25 protein-coding genes are annotated in these 22,813 nt (G+C 45.0%); 13 read left to right on the forward strand and 12 right to left on the reverse strand.

What is annotated here, in order from left to right:
* Nucleotides 1-80: 80 nt before the first annotated feature.
* The 3 genes from KI350_RS13445 to KI350_RS13455 form a co-directional block, all read right to left on the reverse strand.
* A complete protein-coding gene (locus KI350_RS13445) occupies nucleotides 81-611 on the reverse strand; it encodes a stress response protein YvgO (RefSeq protein ID WP_065643859.1) in 531 nt (176 codons plus the stop codon).
* Between the two features lie 621 nt (nucleotides 612-1,232).
* Entirely contained in the window at nucleotides 1,233-2,018 is a 786-nt protein-coding gene (locus KI350_RS13450; protein ID WP_223254869.1) for a superoxide dismutase, read from the reverse strand.
* Nucleotides 2,019-2,068: 50 nt separating this feature from the next.
* Nucleotides 2,069-3,958: a terpene cyclase/mutase family protein gene (locus tag KI350_RS13455; RefSeq protein ID WP_145645768.1), complete on the reverse strand. Its 1,890-nt coding sequence runs from the start codon at nucleotides 3,956-3,958 to the stop codon at nucleotides 2,069-2,071.
* A gap of 232 nt (nucleotides 3,959-4,190) precedes the next feature.
* Between KI350_RS13455 and KI350_RS13460 the strand changes: the two genes are divergently transcribed.
* Both KI350_RS13460 and KI350_RS13465 read left to right on the forward strand, forming a co-directional pair.
* Nucleotides 4,191-4,592, forward strand: coding sequence for a cytidine deaminase (locus tag KI350_RS13460; RefSeq protein WP_035338563.1), 402 nt, complete (start codon nucleotides 4,191-4,193; stop codon nucleotides 4,590-4,592).
* Nucleotides 4,593-4,609: 17 nt separating this feature from the next.
* Nucleotides 4,610-5,146: a GNAT family N-acetyltransferase gene (locus KI350_RS13465; protein ID WP_212930497.1), complete on the forward strand. Its 537-nt coding sequence runs from the start codon at nucleotides 4,610-4,612 to the stop codon at nucleotides 5,144-5,146.
* Nucleotides 5,147-5,340: 194 nt separating this feature from the next.
* Here the strand turns inward: KI350_RS13465 and KI350_RS13470 are convergent, their stop codons facing one another.
* Nucleotides 5,341-6,588 carry an MFS transporter gene (locus tag KI350_RS13470; RefSeq protein ID WP_236808571.1) on the reverse strand — a complete coding sequence of 416 codons (1,248 nt, stop codon included), beginning with the start codon at nucleotides 6,586-6,588 and terminating at the stop codon, nucleotides 5,341-5,343.
* Between the two features lie 124 nt (nucleotides 6,589-6,712).
* Entirely contained in the window at nucleotides 6,713-8,200 is a 1,488-nt protein-coding gene (locus KI350_RS13475) for an aldehyde dehydrogenase family protein (RefSeq protein ID WP_059230638.1), read from the reverse strand.
* A gap of 267 nt (nucleotides 8,201-8,467) precedes the next feature.
* Here KI350_RS13475 and KI350_RS13480 point away from each other — a divergent pair, with 267 nt between their 5' ends.
* From KI350_RS13480 to KI350_RS13495, 4 genes are all read left to right on the forward strand, one after another.
* Nucleotides 8,468-8,677: a DUF6501 family protein gene (locus KI350_RS13480; protein WP_043928038.1), complete on the forward strand. Its 210-nt coding sequence runs from the start codon at nucleotides 8,468-8,470 to the stop codon at nucleotides 8,675-8,677.
* Between the two features lie 433 nt (nucleotides 8,678-9,110).
* Entirely contained in the window at nucleotides 9,111-9,455 is a 345-nt protein-coding gene (locus tag KI350_RS13485; protein ID WP_020451808.1) for a PH domain-containing protein, read from the forward strand.
* 114 nt (nucleotides 9,456-9,569) lie between these two features.
* Complete coding sequence (locus KI350_RS13490) at nucleotides 9,570-10,058, forward strand: TraR/DksA family transcriptional regulator (protein WP_065643864.1); 489 nt, start codon at nucleotides 9,570-9,572, stop codon at nucleotides 10,056-10,058.
* A gap of 120 nt (nucleotides 10,059-10,178) precedes the next feature.
* The gene (locus KI350_RS13495) at nucleotides 10,179-10,805 is read left to right on the forward strand and encodes an FMN-dependent NADH-azoreductase (RefSeq protein ID WP_020451803.1); all 627 of its coding nucleotides are present in this window, start codon (nucleotides 10,179-10,181) and stop codon (nucleotides 10,803-10,805) included.
* A 42-nt stretch (nucleotides 10,806-10,847) separates the two neighbouring features.
* On the opposite strand, the gene KI350_RS13500 is transcribed toward KI350_RS13495, so the two are convergent.
* The 4 genes from KI350_RS13500 to KI350_RS13515 form a co-directional block, all read right to left on the reverse strand.
* A complete protein-coding gene (locus tag KI350_RS13500) occupies nucleotides 10,848-11,363 on the reverse strand; it encodes a DinB family protein (RefSeq protein ID WP_065643865.1) in 516 nt (171 codons plus the stop codon).
* Between the two features lie 119 nt (nucleotides 11,364-11,482).
* Complete coding sequence (locus tag KI350_RS13505) at nucleotides 11,483-11,938, reverse strand: YndM family protein (RefSeq protein WP_020451801.1); 456 nt, start codon at nucleotides 11,936-11,938, stop codon at nucleotides 11,483-11,485.
* A 21-nt stretch (nucleotides 11,939-11,959) separates the two neighbouring features.
* Complete coding sequence (locus KI350_RS13510; RefSeq protein ID WP_020451800.1) at nucleotides 11,960-12,085, reverse strand: hypothetical protein; 126 nt, start codon at nucleotides 12,083-12,085, stop codon at nucleotides 11,960-11,962.
* A gap of 101 nt (nucleotides 12,086-12,186) precedes the next feature.
* Nucleotides 12,187-12,792, reverse strand: coding sequence for a TetR/AcrR family transcriptional regulator C-terminal domain-containing protein (locus KI350_RS13515; protein ID WP_035338566.1), 606 nt, complete (start codon nucleotides 12,790-12,792; stop codon nucleotides 12,187-12,189).
* 263 nt (nucleotides 12,793-13,055) lie between these two features.
* Between KI350_RS13515 and KI350_RS13520 the strand changes: the two genes are divergently transcribed.
* Complete coding sequence (locus KI350_RS13520) at nucleotides 13,056-15,722, forward strand: phosphoenolpyruvate synthase (RefSeq protein ID WP_212930498.1); 2,667 nt, start codon at nucleotides 13,056-13,058, stop codon at nucleotides 15,720-15,722.
* A gap of 169 nt (nucleotides 15,723-15,891) precedes the next feature.
* Nucleotides 15,892-16,350, forward strand: a complete 459-nt coding sequence (locus KI350_RS13525; RefSeq protein WP_065643869.1) for an NUDIX hydrolase — start codon at nucleotides 15,892-15,894, stop codon at nucleotides 16,348-16,350.
* A gap of 152 nt (nucleotides 16,351-16,502) precedes the next feature.
* On the opposite strand, the gene KI350_RS13530 is transcribed toward KI350_RS13525, so the two are convergent.
* Together KI350_RS13530 and KI350_RS13535 are read right to left on the reverse strand one after the other, a co-directional pair.
* Entirely contained in the window at nucleotides 16,503-16,688 is a 186-nt protein-coding gene (locus KI350_RS13530) for a type Z 30S ribosomal protein S14 (protein ID WP_003182651.1), read from the reverse strand.
* Nucleotides 16,689-17,451: 763 nt separating this feature from the next.
* The gene (locus tag KI350_RS13535; protein ID WP_065643870.1) at nucleotides 17,452-18,075 is read right to left on the reverse strand and encodes a LysE family translocator; all 624 of its coding nucleotides are present in this window, start codon (nucleotides 18,073-18,075) and stop codon (nucleotides 17,452-17,454) included.
* Between the two features lie 175 nt (nucleotides 18,076-18,250).
* On the opposite strand from KI350_RS13535, the gene KI350_RS13540 reads away from it, so the two are divergent.
* The gene (locus KI350_RS13540) at nucleotides 18,251-18,487 is read left to right on the forward strand and encodes a CotD family spore coat protein (protein ID WP_065643871.1); all 237 of its coding nucleotides are present in this window, start codon (nucleotides 18,251-18,253) and stop codon (nucleotides 18,485-18,487) included.
* Nucleotides 18,488-18,569: 82 nt separating this feature from the next.
* Here KI350_RS13540 and KI350_RS13545 read toward each other — a convergent pair whose 3' ends face one another.
* On the reverse strand, nucleotides 18,570-19,073 hold the full coding sequence (locus KI350_RS13545) for a YoqH family protein (RefSeq protein WP_081303516.1): 504 nt from the start codon (nucleotides 19,071-19,073) through the stop codon (nucleotides 18,570-18,572).
* Between the two features lie 133 nt (nucleotides 19,074-19,206).
* Here KI350_RS13545 and KI350_RS13550 point away from each other — a divergent pair, with 133 nt between their 5' ends.
* From KI350_RS13550 to KI350_RS13565, 4 genes are all read left to right on the forward strand, one after another.
* Nucleotides 19,207-19,989, forward strand: a complete 783-nt coding sequence (locus KI350_RS13550) for an alpha/beta fold hydrolase (RefSeq protein ID WP_171866300.1) — start codon at nucleotides 19,207-19,209, stop codon at nucleotides 19,987-19,989.
* A 232-nt stretch (nucleotides 19,990-20,221) separates the two neighbouring features.
* The gene (locus KI350_RS13555) at nucleotides 20,222-20,431 is read left to right on the forward strand and encodes a hypothetical protein (protein ID WP_065643873.1); all 210 of its coding nucleotides are present in this window, start codon (nucleotides 20,222-20,224) and stop codon (nucleotides 20,429-20,431) included.
* A 231-nt stretch (nucleotides 20,432-20,662) separates the two neighbouring features.
* Nucleotides 20,663-20,914 (forward strand): CotD family spore coat protein, encoded by a 252-nt coding sequence (locus tag KI350_RS13560; protein WP_020451792.1) that lies wholly within the window; start codon nucleotides 20,663-20,665, stop codon nucleotides 20,912-20,914.
* Nucleotides 20,915-21,279: 365 nt separating this feature from the next.
* Nucleotides 21,280-22,629, forward strand: coding sequence for an amidohydrolase family protein (locus KI350_RS13565; protein WP_065643874.1), 1,350 nt, complete (start codon nucleotides 21,280-21,282; stop codon nucleotides 22,627-22,629).
* Nucleotides 22,630-22,813 lie beyond the last annotated feature (184 nt).

A 22,813-nucleotide genomic window follows, 5' to 3' on the forward strand; every position in this document is an offset into this window, starting at 1 on the left:
ACATATTAAAAAAGCCTGCCGATGAATTCGTTTTTGACGATTTTACCGGCAGGCAGAAGAGGGGGATACTTTGACTTTGATTAAGGCTTGCGGAATGTTACAGTTTGACCGTTTCGATCAAACCAACCTTTAAAGGCCCAGTTAATCCAGCCGCCATCTCCCTGGTTTGTAAATTGTCCGCTTTCAAATACCCAAATGCCGTAAATCACGCCATGATAGTTGGCAGATCCATAAAATTTTACTCCTCTTAAACCATTATGATAGCCTTGGCTTAAGTTGAACACCATGACATTATATCTTTGCCCTGCAGAGTAAAAAGCAGTTTCCATGCAGTTTTTGACGAAACCGCTGCGGTTATTGCTTTGGACGATAGCATCTCTAATCGAGTTTCCGATTCCTAAGAGATCGAGGCCGATGTTGAGATTAATAGCGGAAGTTTTAAACTGTTGTTTTTCCTGGTCCAATGACTGATTGAGAGATGTGGGTATAGACATAGAAGGTAAGGTTGTAACAGCACTGTCCGTATGTTTTGATTCTTTCGCTTCTGATAAGTACGGGAGACAAGTCAAACCGAGCATGAAGGCTGTAAAGAAAGCAAACATTTTTTTCATGATTAACCCTCCTAAAATAAATTTCCATTTTTCAAAAAACTGACCAGCTGAATCAGACAAACATCGACACCTTGTTCATTTATTCCCTCCCTTCTTGTAGAATAGCTTAACGATTTTTAGAATTAGAAGAATGAGGAAAAACGACTATTTTCCAAATAAATCAAAAAATGTTCACATTTCATACTTAAGGCGCAAATTTGGGATATATTGATAGAGTATGGCGGATTCGCTTTTCCATAAGGGGATTATCATAATAACAGGTTCAAAAAGGTGCACGGATGCGGGATTTCTCTTCTGAATCTACTCAAGCATCTCCGTGTATCAGTTTTGAAAATCCTGAGGATAAACAGGAAACTTTTATACGTTATCTTTTTACATATGGTAGAGGAAACATGGATGCGCATCGACAGTGATAAGGGATCGGTACTCGGCTCGATACGGCCAGTGTCGACGACTGCATGGTGCCGGGAAGCATTCATGTAAGAAAGGCGCGAGAGGAAGCGCTTGTCCGCTTTTTGAGGCAAGTCTTTTTCATCTCTGATGACGGGGAGGCCGATGTCGGGCGCAACTACCGAAACAAAAGAGGACTTCAGTAGTTGAAGTCCCGCCATTGAATTTGAATCAGAAGGGCTCCCATAGAACGCGCTTTGCTGTCGCAAACCGCCTTTCAGGTTCTCTCCAGTCAACGACATTCCACCAATTATCGACGTATTTTGCCCTTTCATTTTTATATTGAAGGTAGTATGCGTGTTCCCATACGTCGAGCGGGAGAAGGGGGATCACATCCCATTGGCTCATCAGCTGATGTTTTTCTGCGATCAGAATTTCCAAGCGGTGTGAGCGAGGCGCCCAGACAAGGATCGCCCAGCCCACGCCTTCCACCTTTTTCGCCGCTTCGGAAAATTGTTCTTTAAAGGCCGAATAGCTGCCGAAAGAACGGTTAATCATTTCCAGCAATTCGCCTGTCGGCCGCCTTTTTCCTTTTGGATGCATCGCGTACCAAAATATCGTGTGCAAATAGTGCCCGGCTCCGTGGAAGGCGAGCTCTCTTTCCCAGTGGTTTACAAGGTCGAATTGTTTGGTTTGCCTTGCTTTCTGCAGTTCTTTTTCAGCTTTGTTCAAGCCGTCGACATAGCTTTGGTGATGTTTTGTATGATGAAGAAACATAATTTCTCTTGAAATATAAGGCTCAAGGGCTGAATAAGAGTAGGGCAGGCTTGGCAGGCGATGGCCTCCGATCGGCACTGTTCTGAATGGCTGCCGGCCTGCTTGAGACGCATCACTGCGGGAGATGGCTTGATACACGGCTTCTGCCTGTTCATACCATTCCTGTTCGGTCGCACGAGGATCATCCAGTGATTGAAAAAGTTTTTCTAACTGGCTTACTATAGAAGGATCATCTTTCATCTGGTCTTTCAGACCTTTGGCCCATGACGCTATTTTTTCTTTGTAAGCATTCAATATGTCTCCCTCATTTCCGCTTTTTTAATAAATGCGCTTGAAGCGAGCAATGAAAACACAAAAGGATAACTGTGATAGCGGATGTAGAATTGTTTCGGCAGACCGATTCCCGTCGGGTATTCGAGTCGCTCAGGCGAGCTTTCGTGATCAGCGGTGAGAAAACGAATCCCATTTAAGATCTTAGGGTCATCCGGACGCTCATATTGCAAAAGCGCCTCCAGCGCCCATGAAGATTGAACAACTGTTCCAAAGTGAAGAGGGACAAAACGCTTCGCTTCACAGCTTTTGCAAGATTCTCCCCAGCTTCCGTCTTCAAGCTGGATCGATTTAAGCCAGGAGACCGCTTTTCTGACAGACGCGTGATTGTGGGAAATTCCGACGGCTTTCATTCCGGTGAGTGCGGCCCATGTCCCGTAAATAAAGCAGACGCCCCATCTGCCATACCACGAACCGTCAGCTTCCTGATGGTGATCAAGCCACCTTAGAGCGCGTCTGACTGCGGGATGGTCATCTGTCAACCGCTCTTTAAGTCCGAGCAGATGAAGAATGCGCCCAGTCAAGTCTGCCGTTGACGGATCGACTGCTGCGTCAGCGGCAGATTCGAGCGGCAGATTTCGGATGAGCGGATGGTCAACGTTTTTTTCAAATGCTGAAAACCCCCCATCCTTGTTTTGCATTGATATAAGCCAGGTGAGCCCCCGGTTCCAGGCAGCCGGACGCCTTTGAAACGGAATTGCTTTTAATGCCGCAGCGGTATCGTCCAAATCGGGATTGTTTGTATTGATGTGTGAAAAACCCCACCCTCCCGGTGCCGCTTGAGGGTTTGAGACCGCCCAGTCCGCTTTTTTCACATGCTGTCTTTTGAGAAGGTAGTCCGCTGCCGATGAGATGGAAGAATGTTGTTCAGGTATTCCGGATTCCTGCATGGCAAAGCTGATGAGCGCGGTGTCCCAGACAGTGGAAGTTGAGTTTTCCAAATGGAAGCCTTCCTCTCCGCATGAGGAAATAAGGCTTTTGATTCCGCCGACTGCTTTTTTAACAACGGGGGCGTTTTTTGATATTCCCATCGCTAGCAGGCTGTAAATCATGAACATGGTCGCGCTCGCATAGCTGTATAGTGTTCCGTCTTCTTCGATTCTGTCCAGCATATATTTTTTGCCCGCTTCAAATCCGAGCTGATGAACATAAGCCGGCCATTGAAAGAGCTGTTTCCATTGCAGATTGAAAGAATAGAAGGTTCTCTCGTCAAAAGAGCGGATGTTCAGCCATTCGAGAGGATTTTTTGACATGGCTTCATCCAGATGCCGAAGCGAGCCGATTTGGTTGTTTTTTAAAGAGAATCGTCGATTAAACGTAATGGCCATCGGGACAAAATGAATTCTTGCGTATGTGCTGAAATGGTAAAAATGAAGCGGGAAATAGGGCGGGATCAGTAAAAACGAAAGCGGAATATAGGCTCTCGGCCATGGATACAGCCCGTTGGCAGCGAGCATCCACTTCGTCATAAAGTGCACATTCTTCAAACCGCCTGTTGCCTTAATAAACGCCTCGGCTTTCTGCATATGCGCATCTCTCCGGTCATAGAGCCCCGAAGCCAGCATCCCGGTATAGCCCTGGACTGTCGCGGTCAAATTGCCTGCCGTTTCATCCGGATGATTGCGAAACGCACCGTCTCCGCTCTGCTTCGAACGGATTCGTTCAGCAAGACTTGTGATGAGAGAAGAGTCCTGATCGCCAAGTGAGGTCAGCATCAAAATGAAAAAGCTGTCTGTCATCACGGGCCCTTCAAAACAAAACCGCCATGACCCATCAGGTCTCTGTCTATTTTGAAGCTTTGCGAGCGTCTTTTGTCTGAAAGCTTTCACGTCTTCTAGTAAAGAACGCAATCTTCTCATCTCCTTCATTTTACTGTATTCATTTCGGAAATGTGTCATGCCAACCGGATGAAAACAGAAGAACAGCGATTTTGAATATGTGATGAGCATACAGAGGCATTCGTCAGCGCGGGCATGCGTGAGCATGATCAGGAAATCATGAATATCTTCGTTTACCTCTGTTCCATTATCAGGTATTGTAAAAAGAGAGACCTTAGAAACAATGTTTGGGGGATGTTGCTGAATGAATATTGAACAGATGCTGTATGACACCGCAGTCGAATTGATCAAAAAGAGGTATCCGACCGGATGGGGCGGGGCAGCTGCCATGTATACCGAAGACGGGAGAATCTTGACGAGCGTAGCGCCGGAAGTAATCAACGCTTCAACCGATTTATGCATTGAAACGGGCGCCATTCTCGAAGCCCATAAATATCAGGCAAAAATTACGCACTCTGTTTGTGTTGTGAGAGATGATGAACATTCCGAATGCAAGGTATTAACGCCGTGCGGGGTATGCCAGGAAAGACTTTTTTATTGGGGGCCGGATCTTAAAGCAGCTGTAACTGTACCGGATGGGCGTCTGCTTTATAAATCTTTAAAGGAAATACAGCCATACCATTGGTTTGCTGCGTATCAAAAGTAGCAGGGGAGGGGCGTTCGATGTTTGAGTGCCGCAAGGTTTATCTCAGACCTGTTGAAAAAGGCGATATGGAGAGCTTTTACAAAGCTGTTCAAAATGAAGACATCAGATATATGACGGGCACGACGCGCGAATTTACGATGGAAGACCTTTATGAGCACTACGAGAGAATCACAAGCGATGAGACGCGCTATGATTTTGCCGTCTGCTTAAAGGAGGACGATCGTTTGATAGGCGATCTGTCCATCATTGACATCGACCGGACGAATCGAAAAGCGGGGTTTAGAATCGCTTTGCACAGCCCCGCTTATTTGAACAAAGGCTATGGTTCTGAAGCGGTGCGGCTGGCCATGCAGTTTGCATTCGAAAGGCTCGATCTTAACCGCCTCCAGCTCGAAGTCTTTTCACACAATAAGCGCGCTCTGAAAGCATATGAAAAAGCCGGATTTAAAAGGGAAGGTACGGTCAGGGAGGCTCTTTATATGAATGAACAGTACTCAGATGAAATCATTATGGGGATATTGAAGCGGGAATACAAAGAGCTGATATTCTGCTGAATCAGAGGACGCGCAGCATGTTATTCTACTGAGCGCCGCTTTGTTCATTCTTATTTTTCAATCTTTGCTGAACGGCTGCAAATGCCGCCGAAAACAGGCCGCCGGCAATCTGCGCCATTGTCATCAAATGAGCTTCTTTTTTTCTAAAACGATCACTCCAAATATACCGTTGATGAGAAAAATCCACAGCAGCTTCATCGTTCTATCTCCTCTTTCGTGTGCTGCCTTGCAGACTGGCTGTACGTTCTCACATCCCGTACGAAAAATGTGACAGCGGCTGTTCCGGCATATAATACAGCGGCAGCGATAAATACGCTTTGCACCCCGATCAAGTCAGCCAAAGCCCCCATAATGGCGATTGTTAAAACAGACCATGCAGTCAAAATGGTATTTTTGGCGGCGGTAACCGGTGCACGCTCTTCATCTGTCAACGTATCTTGAAGGATAACCGTCTGACTGACGTCTCTTACTTGATAAAGCGGACCCATCATGATACAGAGGATGACCGAAAGGAGGGGATTTGACGAATAGGCGAATAAAAGCGTTGTGATTCCCATTGAAACAGAACCCAAGACAATCATGAGGCCAAGCCTTTTTTTGAGCTGGTTGGAAAAGAGCACAGCGAGAATGCCGCCCAAAATTGCTCCCAAAAAATAACCGGCATTGATGAATCCCCACCAAGCCTCTCCTTTATTCAGCACCTCTTTCGTAAAAGCCAGCAAAACGGCGGAAGTCCAGACCGCATTTGCTAAACCTTCTGACATGTCCATCATCGTAAGCAGCAAAACGGTTTTCTTCCTGTATACAGTGCGCCAGACTGATTGTGTGCGGATTTTTTGGCGAGGGATAACCGCTGTTTTCAAATCAGGCAATTTGATTAAAAGCCCTGATACGAAAAAGAGTCCTGCTGTAAACACTGTCAGCGTGTGAGTCTGGGTCAAAACGGTTAAATAGCCGCCGAGCCCCCAGCCTGCTGCCTGAACAAACTGGTTGACCGTTACGATGCTTCCCGATGCAGCCACGTAATCGCGCTTTTTAATCGCTTGATACAGTAAACCTAATTGTGCGGGAGAATACCAGGAGCCGACAAAGCTTTGCAAAAACAGCAGCATATAAATGATATAAGAGGGTAAGCCCAGCGATTGGCATAAGCCGATGCATAATGCGCAGACCGCTCTGAACCATGTTGAACAAGCCGCTGTTTGAAGCAGGTCGAGGCGCTGAATAGCAAAAGCAGCCATCGCACCGCCTAATACACTGCCGAACGAGGATAAAGCCAAAACCAGACCCGATCCGAATACAGAGTTCGTTTCCTTAAACACATCGACCATGACGATGATCGTCATCAAAATCGATCCGACAGCCTGTGCTGTTTGTGACGCCCATATGTATCTAAAGCTTTTTTGATTCCAGAGGGTTTTGCTAAGAGAGGAAGAATACACGATTCTATCATTCCAGTCGATTTAAACTATCATCCATTTTACCATATGTATCTATAAATGTTTATTTCCACAAAAAGAAAACCGCCCTGATCGACAGGGCGGCTGCAGAAACTCATGTCTTGCGTTATTCGCCTGTATGAATCCAGACGCTTTTTACTTCTGTATAGTTATCCAGAGCGTATGAGCCCATTTCACGTCCGAGTCCCGACTGTTTGTAGCCGCCGAATGGGGATGCAGCGTCAAAGGCATTATAGCAGTTGACCCAAACGGTACCGGCTTGCAGACGGTCGGCGATATAGTGGGCGTTTTTCAAATTTTCCGTCCATACGCCAGCAGCAAGGCCGTATTCGCTGCGATTGGCCCGTTCGATCACTTCATCTACCGTTTCATAAGGGATCGCCGCCAAAACAGGACCGAAGATTTCTTCTTTTGCTATTGTCATCTCGTCTTCGACATTGGTGAATACAGTCGGAGAAACAAAGTATCCCTGTTCATAAGGGCATGTTCCGCCGGCTGCGATTTTCGCACCCTCCTGACGTCCTTTTTCAATATACGAGAGGACGCGTTCGTGCTGCTCTTTGCTGACAAGCGGTCCCATTTGCGTGTCTTCATGAAGGCCCGCACCCTGGCGGAGCGATTTGGAATAAGCGGCCATTTCATCGACGACTTTGTCATATTGGTCTTTATGGATGAACACGCGTGATCCCGCACAGCACACTTGGCCTTGATTGAACATGACGCCGGTCAGTGCGCCTGGAATCGCTTTCTTCAGGTCGGCGTCAGGGAGGATGATATTCGGCGACTTTCCGCCGAGTTCAAGGGTAACCCGTTTAACCGATTTGGCCGCTTTCTCCATAATTTTTTTGCCGATTTCCGTTGACCCTGTGAATGCCAGTTTGTCGACAAGGGCATGATCGGTCAGAGCTTCTCCGGCCGTCTCACCGAAGCCAGGAATGATGTTGATGACGCCTTTCGGGAAGCCTGCTTCATCGATCAGTTCTGCCAAATACAGAGCGGAAAGCGGCGTTTGTTCCGCCGGTTTTAAGACAACCGTACATCCCGCTGCAAGGGCGGCTCCCATTTTCCACATGGCCATCAGAAGCGGGAAGTTCCAAGGGATAATTTGCCCGACAACTCCGACAGGCTCATGTCGTGTATAGTTGAAATAAGGTCCGTTAACAGGAATCGTCTGTCCGGTTATTTTCGTCGCCCAGCCGGCATAATAGCGCATATGTTCAATTGACAGCGGAATATCGCCTGCGGTCGTTTCGCTGATCGGCTTCCCGTTATCCAGCGTTTCAAGCTGAGCCAGTTCCGTTTTGTGTTCCTCCATCAGATCGGCGAGTTTGTACATCAGCCGGCTTCTTTCGGCCGGGTTCATCGTCCGCCACTCACCGCGGTCAAAGGCTTCCCGCGCGGCTTTCACCGCTTTGTCCACATCCTCGGGACCTGCCTCATATAAGGTGGCGAGCGTTTCACCAGTCGCCGGGTTTGGGGTCTCAAACGTTTTGTTTGAGGCGCTGGTTACAAATTCCCCGTTAATATAGAGCTTCTTTGTTCCCTGCAAAAATGACTCCAGCTTTTTACTGACCTGCATTGTTAATGAACTCATGTTTGTCAAACAAACCTCCTTTGAAATTTTGGTCTGTCTTCGGGTGAGTTGTCTTGATGCTGGTTTGTCTTTTGATTCGGTCATTGCGCGGATGGAAGAGGGATATATTTCTGATTTTGGAACTATACACCACCATTCTATAACAGGGAATGAAACCAAATCAATATCCATGCTCTTTAAAATCACATTCGCCTCCAGATCGCATTGCATTTCGGCGAAAAAACGCTACAATGGAAACTATACACGTATGAAAAAGGAGACATCCACATGATTCACGAAAAATGGCAGAACAATAAAACCATTAAAAAAGTAAAGTGCATACATACCGATGCCAAAAAGTACATCGTCAACAGAGCGCTGACCGTCGGTAACGTATACGAGGTCAAAAACGAAACGGAAGAGTTTCTGTTTATCATCGATAATACAAACAAAGTCGGAGGCTATTACAAAGAGTACTTTGAAGAAGTAAAAGCCTGAATCAATTCGCGCGGGTCATCAACAGCAATGAATGGTAGTCGAACAAAAACCGCACGCATTCATAAAAAATCGGCTGACTGAATCAGTTGCGTGACCGAAGCAGGAAAAGCGCCTGATATGTACATAAAAGGCATAATAGTCAAAAGAGAACCGCAGAGGAAGAACATCCTGCTGCGGTTTTTTGTTTTATCCGTTATGCACCTTTTGATTGGTAGCAAACGAAAAATAAGCTAAAAAAACTGATAAAAAGTTGAAACCTCACGCGTCCGCCGGGCGTATGAATTGATAGTAAAAACAAACATATAGCGTTAAAGAAATGTAATCTGCTCGTAATTGTTTATAAATCAGGGTTATCGTATCCTTATTAGTAACTGACAGCATACTTTGCCTTGTGCATAAACATAAATTGGACATACAGAAAGAGGGGTTTTGATTGGGCGTTTTTTCAGCAAGCAAGACAGCAGACGGCAAAAAATTTGAACCGCTGCTCATAGAAGGAGAAAAAATTGAATCGGTTTGCAGACTGAGGATAGATCAAATTTGTTTTACGAACAAGCGGATTATTTTTTTTGATAATAAACTGTTTTCCAAAAAGAAAGTCCGCGTCTTTCTGCCATACAGATCGATTGAAGGCTTTGCGATTAGAGAAGTCAGCATGTTCAATCCAGACAGTTCTCTTTCTCTGATGACCAGCAGCAAAATCTTTGACCTGGAATTTACGAAGGATACCGACATGCTTGAAATTCAAGCGCTGTTATCAAAATACTTATGTGCATAATCTCAACAGGCTGTTCAAACGCTATTTTGCGAACGAACGGTCTTTTTTTTGCGGAGAAATGCAGGTTTCCCCTTTCGGCAATCGGGTAATGAAAAAGAAAGGAGGATGATCAACATGGCATTGACAGAGGAACAAAAACAGCACCTTTACGATAAATTAATCAGCTTAAAAAACGAAATCACAGCTGCAAAGTCTGAGGTACAGCCGATGAATGAAGAAACAGGCGAATTGTCAAACGGTATTGACAATCATCTTGCCGATCACGCCGGTGTGTATACCGAACGAATGAGGGACCAGGCTTTCCGGCAATCGGACGAAGCTTTGCTGAAAGAGATCGAAGACGCTTTAAATAGGATGAAAGACGGCACATACGGAAGGTGTGAAGCAACTGGAAAAGAAATCCCTTATGAACGCCTTGAAGCGGTTCCATATGCGCGAAGAACGGCCGAAGCTCAAGCGGAAGCAGACACAAGACATGAAGACCGCACAGGGAATGACCGGCAATTTACACGGCAGATGAAGGATTTGACGAATAAAGAAACGATGGATCAAAAGCATTCATACGTCTATGAACGGCTTGACCAGGAGCAGGACTCCAAATAAAGCGCCCAAACGGGTGCTTTTTTTTGGCCAGAAAAATAAATGAGTTGACTTTCTATTTAAAAGAAAGTAACATACTATTTGTAAGTAAATATTGAAACGTTAGCACGGGAGGAAAATAGAATGTCTAAAGTATTGTTTGTTAAAGCTAATGACCGTACTGCTGAAGAAGCTGTATCTGTAAAACTTTATGATGCGTTTCTTAACAGCTATAAAGAAAATCATCCAAACGATGAAATTGTAGAGCTTGATCTTTACAAAGAAAACCCGCCGTACCTGGGCAGAAATGCTATTAACGGGACATTTAAAGCAGGAAAAGGCATGGAATTGAACGAGGAAGAAAAAGCAGCTGCAGCTGTAGCGGACCGTTACTTGGACGAATTCGTCAAAGCCGATAAAGTTGTTTTTGCTTTCCCATTGTGGAACTTTGCTGTTCCAGCTGTACTTCACACTTATGTGGACTACTTGTCCCGCGCAGGAGTGACGTTTACATACACTCCTGAAGGACCTAAAGGCTTGATGGGAGACAAGAAGGTTGCTCTGTTAAATGCCAGAGGAGGCTTCTATTCTGAAGGACCGATGGCTGCAATGGAAATGTCATTGAACTACATGAAAACCGTCATGGGCTTCTTCGGTGTTCAAGACCTGCATACCGTTGTCATCGAAGGACACAACGCTGTTCCTGACGACGCTCAAAAAATTATTGAAAACGGCTTAGCAGAAGCTAAAAAGCTTGCAGCATCATTTTAATTGTGAAACCCTTGTTCCAAAAGCGGAACAAGGGTTTTTTATTTATGTCGGCTGCTTCATGCTTAATAAATAATAAACATAGTCTGTCGGCACACCTGCTTCACCCATCTGTCTCAGCATCGCTGAAATGTTGCCTCTGTGGTACGTGCCGTGATTGACCACGTGATGAAGGAGTTCGCTAACAGGCGTTTTGATTTCGCCGAATGCCGGATGTGCAATCGTGATTTCACCATCGGGGTCTTCAAGATTTTCAAAAAACGTTTCATATTGAAGCGCCGTGTCATGGAAGAGGGAAATGAAGTCATCGATCTTTTTCCCCTTTAATCCTTCTTTCAGCCGCATGCCTGTTTCCTTTGCTTCCTCGTAAGCGGCTCCGGATATAATCTTCAGCCATAAGGCGTCAGCCACGCACATATGGGTAACAACCTCAGATACAGATTGAAAAACGCTTTTGATTTCCCGAGTGAACAGCTCTTCAGGCAGGCTTTTCAGGTGGGTGAGCACCCTTTGATTCGCCCAATTGTGATAATCTAAATGCTTTAGCGCGCTATGTGTCATTTTTTTGTCCTCCTCACTTTTTTAATATCAATTCGTGAAAAAGACTCATATTCCTTTAATATGAAAAATGCCTCTGGTCATAAACGTAAAAAAACCTGCCGATCGGCAGGTTCTTGTGCTTAGTCTTCGTCCTGTTTTTTAGATGGGGTAACCGGGTAAAGTTCTTCCGATGCTTCACTTTGATACTGCAATGAGCCTGGCTTTTCCCGTTTTTCGTTTTCCGTTTCGCCCAAAACGTTGGCTTCCATATAGCGGTGGAAGAAATATTCGAACACTGTGACGCCGATTGCTGACACGATTGAAGCTGCAGCAAGCGAACCATACGGCGGATTATTTTGCATGGCGAGAATCGCCCAGATCAATACGAGGGAAAGGCCAAAGTCTCCCATTGTTGCAGTTGTATTGTTTGTTCTCGGCAGAAGAAGAAGATCTCCGATCAGATAGGAGATCACACCTAAAAACAATGTCAAAACAAACATTTCGCCAAATGGAACGCCAAAAAACAGAGTTAGCACCACATATAAGAGGACAAGGCTCACAATAAATTTTAAACACAATGCTCTTACATGCTTCATTTCGTTTCCACACCTTTCAGCTTATTTTAAAGCATTCCTGTTTTGTTGCTGTTTATTGCTTTTGTTATCCTGCTGGAATGCGCTTTCTGTTTCGTGGTCGTTTTTCAGCTGCTCGAGGCTGCTGTTTTGAATGCCTTTCTTCTGCATGGTCTCACCACCTTTTTCACTATATTTTGGATTATTTTTGATTTCTTATACATACCACGAAAAAAGCAAAAAAGAGGGTTATCCCTCTTCCTGAAAGCCTGTCATTTTTTTCTCAGTCCTGCCGCGTATGCAGGGCCCATCCCAGTTATTTTTGATAAAATGAGCGCCATATCATGCGGCGTCTCTTTCATGCCGTTTTCCAGCCATTGCTGCATGACGCTGATATGAGCGCCGGTTATATAGGAAATCAAGTAGTCCTCCGGTACGATCGGATCCGCCTTGATCGCTTTTTTCAGCCGTTTTAAATTGATGCTCAAAACCGATTTGAATTTCAAACGGAAAGAACCCGGGCCTTTCGGGCCTAAAATTGCCTTCATAAAAACCTCGTTTTCTCTTATATATTGAAAAATATCGACGACAAACGTTAGCGGATGATCAATCACATCCTGATTTAATATGTCCATTGAGTGAATCGAGCGTTTAGCAATATTACTGATCTCTTGGATAATTTCCTCCTCGCTTTGTTCCAGCAAATCGTATTTATCTTCGTAATGCAAGTAAAACGTGCTGCGGTTAATATCGGCTTTCGTTGTAATGTCCGTGACGGATATCTCTTCAAACGTTTTATTTTTCATCAGTTCAGAAAGTGCGTCTCTAATCATTTTTTTCGTGCGCTTTACCCTGCGGTCTTTTTTTTGTCCAGTCATACAAATCCTCCTGAGGTCCATGAAAATCAACAATGTCCATGTTTGTGTTGAGAACTTAACATTTGCTGATTGATTGTTCATTGCATTCGCCTTTTGTGCAATTATAATAAACATGATGAATATTAATCAACACAGTGTTCAATATTTGTGTATGAAAAAGCATGCCTCATAAGACAAAGTGTGTTGAAAGTCCGGCCAGGGCAAAATCAATCGTCCAAAATGAGGCGTGGAATTTCAAAAAGCGGCTCTAAGGAGAGGATAGAATGGAGAAATATGTGCTGTATTTCAATGAAATCGATCAATTTGCTTTGCCCTATGTCGGCGGAAAGGGGGCGAACCTCGGGGAAATGACAAAAGCGGGTTTTCCCGTTCCCGAGGGGTTTTGCATATCAACTGCCGCCTATCGCGCGTTCATACAAACAAGCGGCATCATCGACAGCCTGCTCGACCAGCTTGGACAGCTCAAGCATGATGATCTGGAACAGATTCGGATTGCGGGGAAGCAGATTCGCGAGCATCTTGCCCAGATTCCCATACCTGACGAGATCAAATCGGCGATACTGGAAGGCGTTGATACGACCGGCAAAGATAAAGCCTATGCTGTCCGCTCCAGTGCTACGGCAGAAGACCTGCCGACAGCTTCATTTGCGGGGCAGCAGGATACCTTTTTGAATGTCTGCGGAAAAGATCAGCTTCTTGATGCGGTAAAACAATGCTGGTCCTCTCTGTTTACGGACAGGGCGATTTCCTACCGCGCGAAAAACGGTTTCGATCACCGCTCTGTTTTTCTTGCAGTTGTCGTGCAAGAGATGGTTTTTCCCGAGGTGTCCGGTATTATGTTCACTGCGGACCCGATCACGGGGCACCGCAAAACGGTTTCCATCGATGCCAGCTTCGGCTTGGGTGAAGCGTTGGTGTCCGGAATTGTGAGCGCTGATCTGTATCAGGTTCAGTCAGGTGAAATCGTCAAAAAACAACTTTCGAAGAAGGAATCGGCCATTTACTCCGTTCCAGAAGGAGGAACCGTTCAGAAAACCCTCTCTCCGGAAGAACAACGAACACAGGCTTTGCCGGATCCAAAAATCGTCGAATTGGCAGAACTGGGGCGCAGAATCGAGGCTCACTACGGTAAGGAACAGGATATAGAATGGGCTTTTGCCGGCGGCAGCTTTTACATTCTTCAAAGCCGGCCGATCACATCCCTATACCCGGCCGTACACGTTTTTGATGATAAGCCGCATGTATTGATTAATTTTGGCTATATCCAAATGATGACCGATCCAATGAAACCATTGGGTGTATCGGTGATCAGCCAAGTTCTCCGATTTTTAAAAAAAGACCCTTCGGCACAGCCGATTCTTCGCGAAGCGGGAGGAAGAGTGTTCGCCGATATTACGGGTGCTCTTTCCCTCAGATTCGCCCGAAGCCGGCTGCTTAAAGTATTAAATGGTATGGATCAGCTGATGGTATCTGCTGTATCGGAGGCAGTCAAGCGCAAAGAACATCAGCTTAATTCTCTTTCGATAAAAGGCATGTTTCATATTGCCGGGAGATTGGCGCCGATTTTGATTCCGGCAGCATTAAAGGTTGCCGGAATCCTGCTGATGAAAAACCCCGATAAAGCCGAGAAAAAAGCGGAATTGATCATTGAAGCGATCGTGACGGACACCGAGGAGAAGCTTAGCCGGACTTCCGGCGCTGAGACGATCCGCGTCATCCAAAAAGGAATGGAAAGGATGTTCCAAGACGTGCTTTCAAAAGTCGCTGTATATGTCTTCAGCGGAATGATTGCAGCCGGATCGCTCGAAAAAAAGCTAAAAAAAAAGCTGGGGGACGAGAAAAGCGCTATTTTACTGGGGAAATTGTATAAATCCCTGCCTCATAATGTCACAACGGAAATGGGTCTTGAGTTGGGGGATCTTTCCGATCAGGCGAGGAAGTATCCTGAAGTCATTGACTATTTCAAGCGTGCAGACAGCGAAAACTTTATGGAAGAATTGCTCAAAATCCCCGGCGGCGCCGAATTGAAATCCAGTTTAGATGGTTTTCTCAAAAAGTACGGGATGCGGTGCGTGGGAGAAATCGATATGACAAGGCCAAGATGGGCAGAGGCTCCGGTTCAGCTCGTTCCGTCCATACTCAGCCATATTCGGACGACTGCCCCTGGGGAACACAGGAGGAAATTTAAACAAGGCGAAATGGAAGCGGAAGAGGCAAAAAAGCAAATCATCTCTCAATTTCGTTTTCCGGAAAAAAAGAGAGTCTCCCGGCTCGTTCATATGTATCGAAGCCTGATGGGAATGCGGGAGCATCATAAATTTACACTTGTAAAATTGATGTTTTTATACAAAAAAGCCATTCTTAAAGAAGCCCGCACCCTCGTTGAAAAAGGTATCCTCAATTGTGAAGACGATGTTTTTTACCTTACGCTTGAGGAGCTTATCGCGCTATTGGAGAATCGCGGCATCGGGGATATTCCGGAATTGTTAACAGACAGAAAACAGCAGCATATGTCCAATCAAAAGCTCACATCCCCCCGCGTGATGACAAGTGAAGGGGAGATCATTACAGGGAGGCTGCGAAATGCAAAAAGTCCCGAAGGAGCTCTCACAGGGACACCGGTTTCTGCAGGCACCATTGAAGGGACCGCCAGAGTTGTGAAGAGCCCTGAAGACGCGAAGCTGAATCAAGGGGACATCTTAGTGGCGCCGTATACTGATCCGGGCTGGACTCCGCTTTTTACTTCAGCGGCCGGACTGATTACGGAGGTGGGCGGCATGATGACTCATGGTTCAGTAGTGGCAAGGGAATACGGCATTCCTGCGGTCGTCGGAATCGACAAAGCGACAGACATTATTGAAGACGGCGCCTACATCCGAATCGACGGAACAAACGGGTTTGTTCAAATATTGAACAGTGACGGCTCATGAACGCGCTTATATTGATATTTGCTGCTTATACAAATCCCTGATATAATAAAAATAGAACGAGTGTTCTGTTTGGTTGTCAAGGTGTGCAAAGCGTTGAGAGCTTTCAATGAACAAAGCAGATTCATGAAAGAAGAAGCTAGTCAAACCAATGAAAATAAAGGAGAAATGGATGTCGCAAAATGGAATTGTTTTAGTAGCCAGTGTATCAATCTTACGTGATAATAAAGTCTTGATGATAAAAGAGAATAAGCCTACCGCCGTTCATAAGTGGAACTTTCCGGGTGGACGTATCGAATATGGAGAGGACATTCTCCATTCAGCTCGAAGAGAAGTTAAAGAAGAAACTGGATTGGACGTAAAACTGATTGCCGCTGCTGGTGTATATAATTTTATCAGTAGGACGAAGAATCAAGTTATTTTATTTCATTTTATTGGTGAAGTTACCGGAGGTTCTTTCAATCTCGAAGAAGATGAAATTTCAGACAGCAAGTGGATAAAAGTAAGTGACCTTGTAACATTTGAGAACGAAGACTTACGAGAACCAAATGTAACAAAGCAAATCATTGATAACTTATTAAAAGAGAATGTACACTCAATGAGTGTGTATAATGAGCAACTGATTCAATAGTTCTTATCCAGCTAACAGAGACGTTAGTTGAACAAGTATAGAGGAAACCCTAATCATAGGATTTCCTCTATTTTTATGCAATATCAACATTAAAATTCAACAGAGCCTAAATCAAAAAAGCCAGCCTCTTGAAAAGGCTGACGAAGTCGTTCTTACCAGCTTGCTTTTTTAACGCCGGGGATATGCCCTTTGTAGGCAAGCTCGCGGAAGCAGATGCGGCACAATTTAAACTTCCGAATCACGGAATGCGGTCTGCCGCAGCGTTCGCAGCGGGTGTACTCTCTGACTTTGAACTTTTGTTCCCGTTTTTGTTTGACAATCATTGAAGTCTTGGCCATCTTTTTACCTCCTTCATTTTAAATTCATCGATTTATATAAATAAAAATAGATTTTATTTCTGTAAAAAATTTATTATAACATTTAAAATATCATTTGTAAATAAATTCAAAAGACTCACTGTCCGAGTCTTTTTTGCAGATAAAAAGCGAAAATGAATCTCATTGATTAAAGCAAAACTTAGCAGATACACGAATCAAACGATCCCGTTTCTCCTCAAAAAGCGGCATATTCTATCAAAAAAGACCCACGCCCATCGATTGACTGATCTACCGTCCCTAAGATCGATGTGTCCGCTTTATTCGATCTGATGATTTGGATTGAGCGGAAAATAACCGATTTGCATCATTACGAAGCAGCGGGAAATTTGTATACTGGCTTCAAAGAAAGGGGGAGGATAGAGAACAACGGTATTTAGATTTTTGTCTCATTGTCTGGCACTCCACTATACAATGAAACGAAGGAAGAATCTAACACAGCAAGAAAGCGCTGCAGAATTTGACAGTCTTGTGATTCGACTCCAGCCAAAGAAACAAATCACTTCGATTCCGCAACACCAGCTCCCGCTCTCAACGATCAAGCTTGAAAACGAATAACGGAATGCAGGGCTGTTCATTTTCACATGAACCTCGATGTTTAAAGGGATGACATTGCCGCTGTGTCCATGAAAGCGGCGCCCGACGGCGAAAATGGTAAACGCGTCAAATGTTATAAGCGGTAAAATCGGGAAAAGGTGTGCTGGCTGCACACCTTTTTTCAGCGGCGCTACCTTTGGCTGACCGCTATTTTAAGTCCGATCAAAGCGAATAAAGACCCTTCCAGCAAATGAACTTTTTTGGCGGCTTGCGGACTTCTGCGCAGCCGGCCTCCGACTTTTTCCGCAAACAGGCTGATCATTACAAAGATCACAAACGCTTGAATTAAAAATAACATGCCGTAAACGAGCATTTGCGTTGTCACGCTGAAGGTGCCGGGGTGTATAAATTGCGGAAGAAAGGCAAGGAAGAACAATGAGACCTTCGGGTTTAATAGATTCATCACAACGCCTTTTTGGTATAAAGCCCTGCGGTTCAATGAATCTTTGGCTTCAAGATTGAAACCAGCGCTTTTTTGCCGAAAAGACTGGTAAGCTAAAAACAACAGATAGGCTGCACCTGCATATTTCACGATCGAGAAGGCGACAGCTGATTGATAGATCGCAGCAGAAATACCTGCTGCAGCCGCCGTGATGTGGACGACTAACCCTGTGCATAGCCCGCATGCGGTTGCTGTACCTGCCGATTTTCCCTTTGAGATGCTCTGTGCCAAAACGAACAAGTTGTCAGGGCCCGGCATAAGTGTAAGCAGTACAGCCGCACCCAAAAAAGAAACGATCGATATCACATCCATCTGTCCAACTCCATTTTCATTAGTATTTTTTTAATTATACCATCAGAGAAACTCTCTTTTGAGTGAGAAGGCGGGGAAAATGGACGGATTTTTAGTTTCTTGTATTAGTACAAGTTTGTGCTAATCAACATATTTTGATAATGAAGAATGAAACTCAAGGAAGGGAGAAGTGCTTATGTCTTACTGCAAACCGCGCGTTCTGCCGCCAGTTGTGCATCCTACCAGGTACTGTGAGGATCACAGATACTCTAAAACGATCGTTCCTCACATCCATCCGCAGCATATTAAAAAAGTGGATCATCAGAAATACGAGCATGTTCACTATTATCCGCATTCTTATTCAAGCTATAAGCCGGTATATCATGATCACTCTTACTGCGGTAAACCTTGTAATCGCTACGAAAAATACTAACCTTTCCCGAAGAAAAAATTCTTCTCATGAAAAAAGGCCGTAAGAAGCGTCCTAATGGTGCTTTTGCGGCCTTTTTTTTGATTTAGTTCCTGCATCCTTGCAAAGTCCCCTGCAAAACAGCTCGGCCGGCCTTTTTCGTCTTCGAATTGAAAGGACGCACTTCGACTCGAGTATTCACAGTCAGCTCTGACGATATTTCGTCAAATTTGCCCGCCCAAGGACTTCCGCCAAACCAGCTTGGCGCGTCTTCCCGGACGAGATGCATGGTGAAGCGCCAGCTGATCTGGTCCGGTATCCGGGCAATTCCTTCATATTGATCATAATCTCCAAATGAAGCAGGGGCTGGAAGCCAATCGGCGTAGATGCCGACGCTCCGCCGTTCCCTGACTGGACTTCCAGGGGCTTCGGTATACGGTTTCTTCACTTTCGCAATTAAAGCCGTTCCGCGGGCATTGGGAATATCCTGGGCTGGATGAAGAATGACGCTGCATGGATAAGGTACTAGTGCGGCAGGCTGCGCTTGGATCGTCGCCGCAGGCAGCATGAGGACAAGCGATATCGCCAGACTTCTCAAGCGTTTCATCATTGAACCACCTCCGTATCTTGAAATAGTCTAACCAGTCACACCTTTTCAAATTCTTCACCTTCAGCCGTCTGGACATTCACCTATTGACATCTTGGGAGTACCTTATGGTAAAGACATGATTGGGGGCGACGGCATGGGATACTTTGTTCAGGCTGAATCAGACGTTAACCTGTACGTAGAAGACATCAATCCTCAAAGCCGCAAAACAATTGTATTTTTGCACGGCTGGCCATTAAGCCATCTGCAGTTTGAATATCAATTTGACGATCTTTCACAAAAGGGATACCGCTGTATCGGCATTGACTGGCGGGGATTCGGGCGTTCGGATAAGCCGGCGACGGGCTACAATTACAACCGTTTGGCTGATGATATCCGCGCTGTCGTTGAGACGCTTCAACTAAACCGCTTCACGCTTGCCGGTCATTCAACCGGCGGCGCCATAGCACTTCGCTATATGTCGCGATACAGGGGTTCCGGGGTCTCAAAGCTGGTTTTGATCGATGCAGCGGCACCTGTGGGATTTACAGAAGAGACGGCAGCCAAATTGCTCCAGCAAGCGTCTAACGATCGTCCTAAGATGATGCGTGAAGTGACCGACACATTTTTCTTTCAATATATTACACAACCGTTCTCGGACTGGTTTTTTCAATTGGGATTGCAGGCGGCAGGCTGGTCGACAAAAGCGGTTATCGACATGCTGAGAGATGAGAAACTGTATGATGATCTTGGAAAAGTCGCTGCTCCGACCTTGATCATTCACGGTGTTCAAGACAAGGTGATTCCGTTTGCACAAGCAAAGGAACTCAACCGCAAAATAAGAAATTCATATCTTGTTCCGTTTCAATACAGCGGACACGGCCCGTTCTGGGAGGAACGCGAAATGTTCAACCGGATTTTAACGCAGTTTATCGGTTGATTCTATACGGAGGAGCTGCCGCCACATAATGTTCAAAAAGCGGAAAGGGATATTTTGGATAACGTGTTATGATGATAATTACCGTACTGCTTCTACAGTTTGAGGCGTAAAAAATACCCGAATAATTTTAAACTCCAGGGAAGAGAAAAATCGCAAGTTTTTACTGGGGTGAATCTCCGTTTTGCGCAGAAGCAGAAGGAAGCATGACGTTTCTGAGGGGGAATGGGATTTAATGAAGTCAATTCAAGCAATCACCGTTCATTCAAAGCAATATATTGTAGGTGAGCCATGTCATCCGCCAGGATTTAGAGACGAAGCGACCGTTATGAAAATTACAGAAAAAAACAAGTTCTATGGGTTAATCAGAGGCTTTGTTGTTCATTTCGATACAAAAACAGAGCTGCATATTCATACAGATCCCGTCAAGGTTTATTGGAGATGAAGGACTTTAAGCGAACATTTAAAGTATTCGTTTAGTGTCTTTTTTTAACTCCGGAAGCAAGGGGTATTCAACCGGCGGATGCTTCAGGGTAATAAAGCAGATTTTTCAAAAACGATCTTCAGAAAATGAACGGGCAAAAATTGGGACAAAGTATAGGTACTTATGCAGTCAGGCTTTAGCTTTTCAGCATAATGTACTAGTGAATCTATAAATTGAAAGGAGCGTGTACACATGTACTGCAAAAAACATCATGAGCCGCATGTTTACCCTACGAAATATTGTGAGGATCATAAGTATTCAAAATCTGTCGTTCCTCATATTCATCCGCAGCATACTAAAAAAATTGACCACCACAAATATGAACATGTTCATTACTATCCGCACACTTATTCACATCATAAAGACGTTTCGCATGAACACTATCATTGCGGAAAACCTTGCAAAGGCTATGAAAAAAAGTCGGACTATGGCCATTGCTATTAATAAAGTGATTGTACCGTATTTTGATCGCAGCTAAATATACGTTCACTCATTCACAGACCATAGCTTTTTTATGGTCTGTTTCTATTTTGGAGGTAGTAACCTATATCGTGATAACCAGCAGTATGAAAGCGGAATTTACGATAAATACACACCGCATCATTGCAATATAAATAACCGCTGTTTCCTGCAATTCACCTTTCTTCTTTTTCTGACGTGATCGTGTACTGCATCTCTTGCATCTAGCTCAGAAGGCGGATTTCCAAGTCGCACAATGCATATTAATATCATTTATACCTTTTTTATTTTAAAATGGTACATATAGGATGTTGTTTTCTCTAGTTGGCTGGGAAGAAAGGAGAACCGTTATGCAAAAAACACTTTTTCAAAACGCAACGATTGTTACTCTTGATCCGCAGCTTCATACGATCGAAAAAGGGGACATGCTGATTGAAGGCTCCGTCATTCTTGACGTTGCCGAGTCGATTGCACCGGGAGACGCTGAGATTGTTGATGCCTCCAATATGCTGATCATGCCTGGATTTGTCGATACACACCGCCACGTATGGGAATCTGTGATCCGCGGAATCGGAGCTGACTGGTCCCTGCAAACTTATTTAAACCGGATTTATTATGGGAATTATGGATCGATGAGAAGGCCTGAGGATGATTGGGTCGCGAACTATTTAGGTGCGCTTGAGGCGCTTGATGCAGGGGTCACAACTTTGCTGGACTGGACGATGATTGAATCGCCTGATCATACGGACCAGCTGATTGCGGGACTAAAAGACGCCGGCATTCGCGCAGTATTCGCTTTCGGAACATCCGGTGATGCAGAATATTGGGACAGAGACAGCGATCTTTCGAATATGGACGAAGCGAAACGGGTAAAAAAAGCATATTTTCAATCGAAGGATCAGCTTCTGACGATGGGACTTGCAATTCGCGGTCCGGAGTTTTCTTCATGGAAGACATCTGTCTTTGAAATCGAGACGGCCCGGGAACTGGATGCCTTATGCAGCATGCATATTGCGTTTGGCAACTGGGGAGCGAAAGATCGTTCGATTGAGAAGCTGAATCAAGCCGGGCTGCTCGGTCCCGATTTAAATATGGTGCATGCCAATGCGATGAGTGAAGAAGAAATGAAAATGCTTTCGACTCACGGAAGCTCGATTTCTGTGACACCAGAAATTGAGATGATGATGGGGCACGGCTATCCTGTTACAGGGCTCGCCCTAAAAAACGGGGTTCTTACTGCACTTGGGGTTGATGTTGTGACATCGACGGGAGGAGACCTTTTCGCACAGATGAAATTTGCCCTTCAAGCAGAGCGTGCAAAGCACAATGAAGAGCTGCTGAAAGAAGGGATCATGCCTGGTCCCGAATTGAGCATATCGGCCGAACAAATCCTGAGAGCGGCGACCATTGACGGGGCGAGGGCCTTAAGGCTCGATCACAAAATCGGCTCGCTTTCCCCCGGCAAAGAAGCTGACTTTATCATGGTGAAAACGGACAGCGTCAATTTGCTTCCTTTCACTGATGCGGTGGGGGCTATTGTCCAAAGCGCGCACACGGGAAATGTAGACTCCGTATATGTCGCAGGAAAAGCGGTGAAACGAAACGGCCGATTGGTTGATGCAGATCTTGAAAAAGTGAGACAAAAAGCGCTGGAAGCAAGAGACCATATCTTATCCCGATACCCTGAAGGCGCCTTTTGATCTTTCCTTTGAAATTCTCAGTGATAAACTTGCCTTGCTAGACTTCAGAAAGCCGCTCCTTAGGATTTGTTCTGTTTGAAGACCAGCTTTCTGGTTTAGTTTTCAGAGAAGAGTATGTATGGAAAAGATTAAGATGATGTTATAACCTTTTCCTGTCGCTTATTAGTTTTGTTTAAAAAGGGAT

The sequence above is a fragment of the Bacillus sp. J41TS8 genome (genome assembly GCF_018333035.1).
In the GTDB taxonomy this organism is placed as follows: Bacteria; Bacillota; Bacilli; order Bacillales; family Bacillaceae; genus Bacillus; species Bacillus paralicheniformis.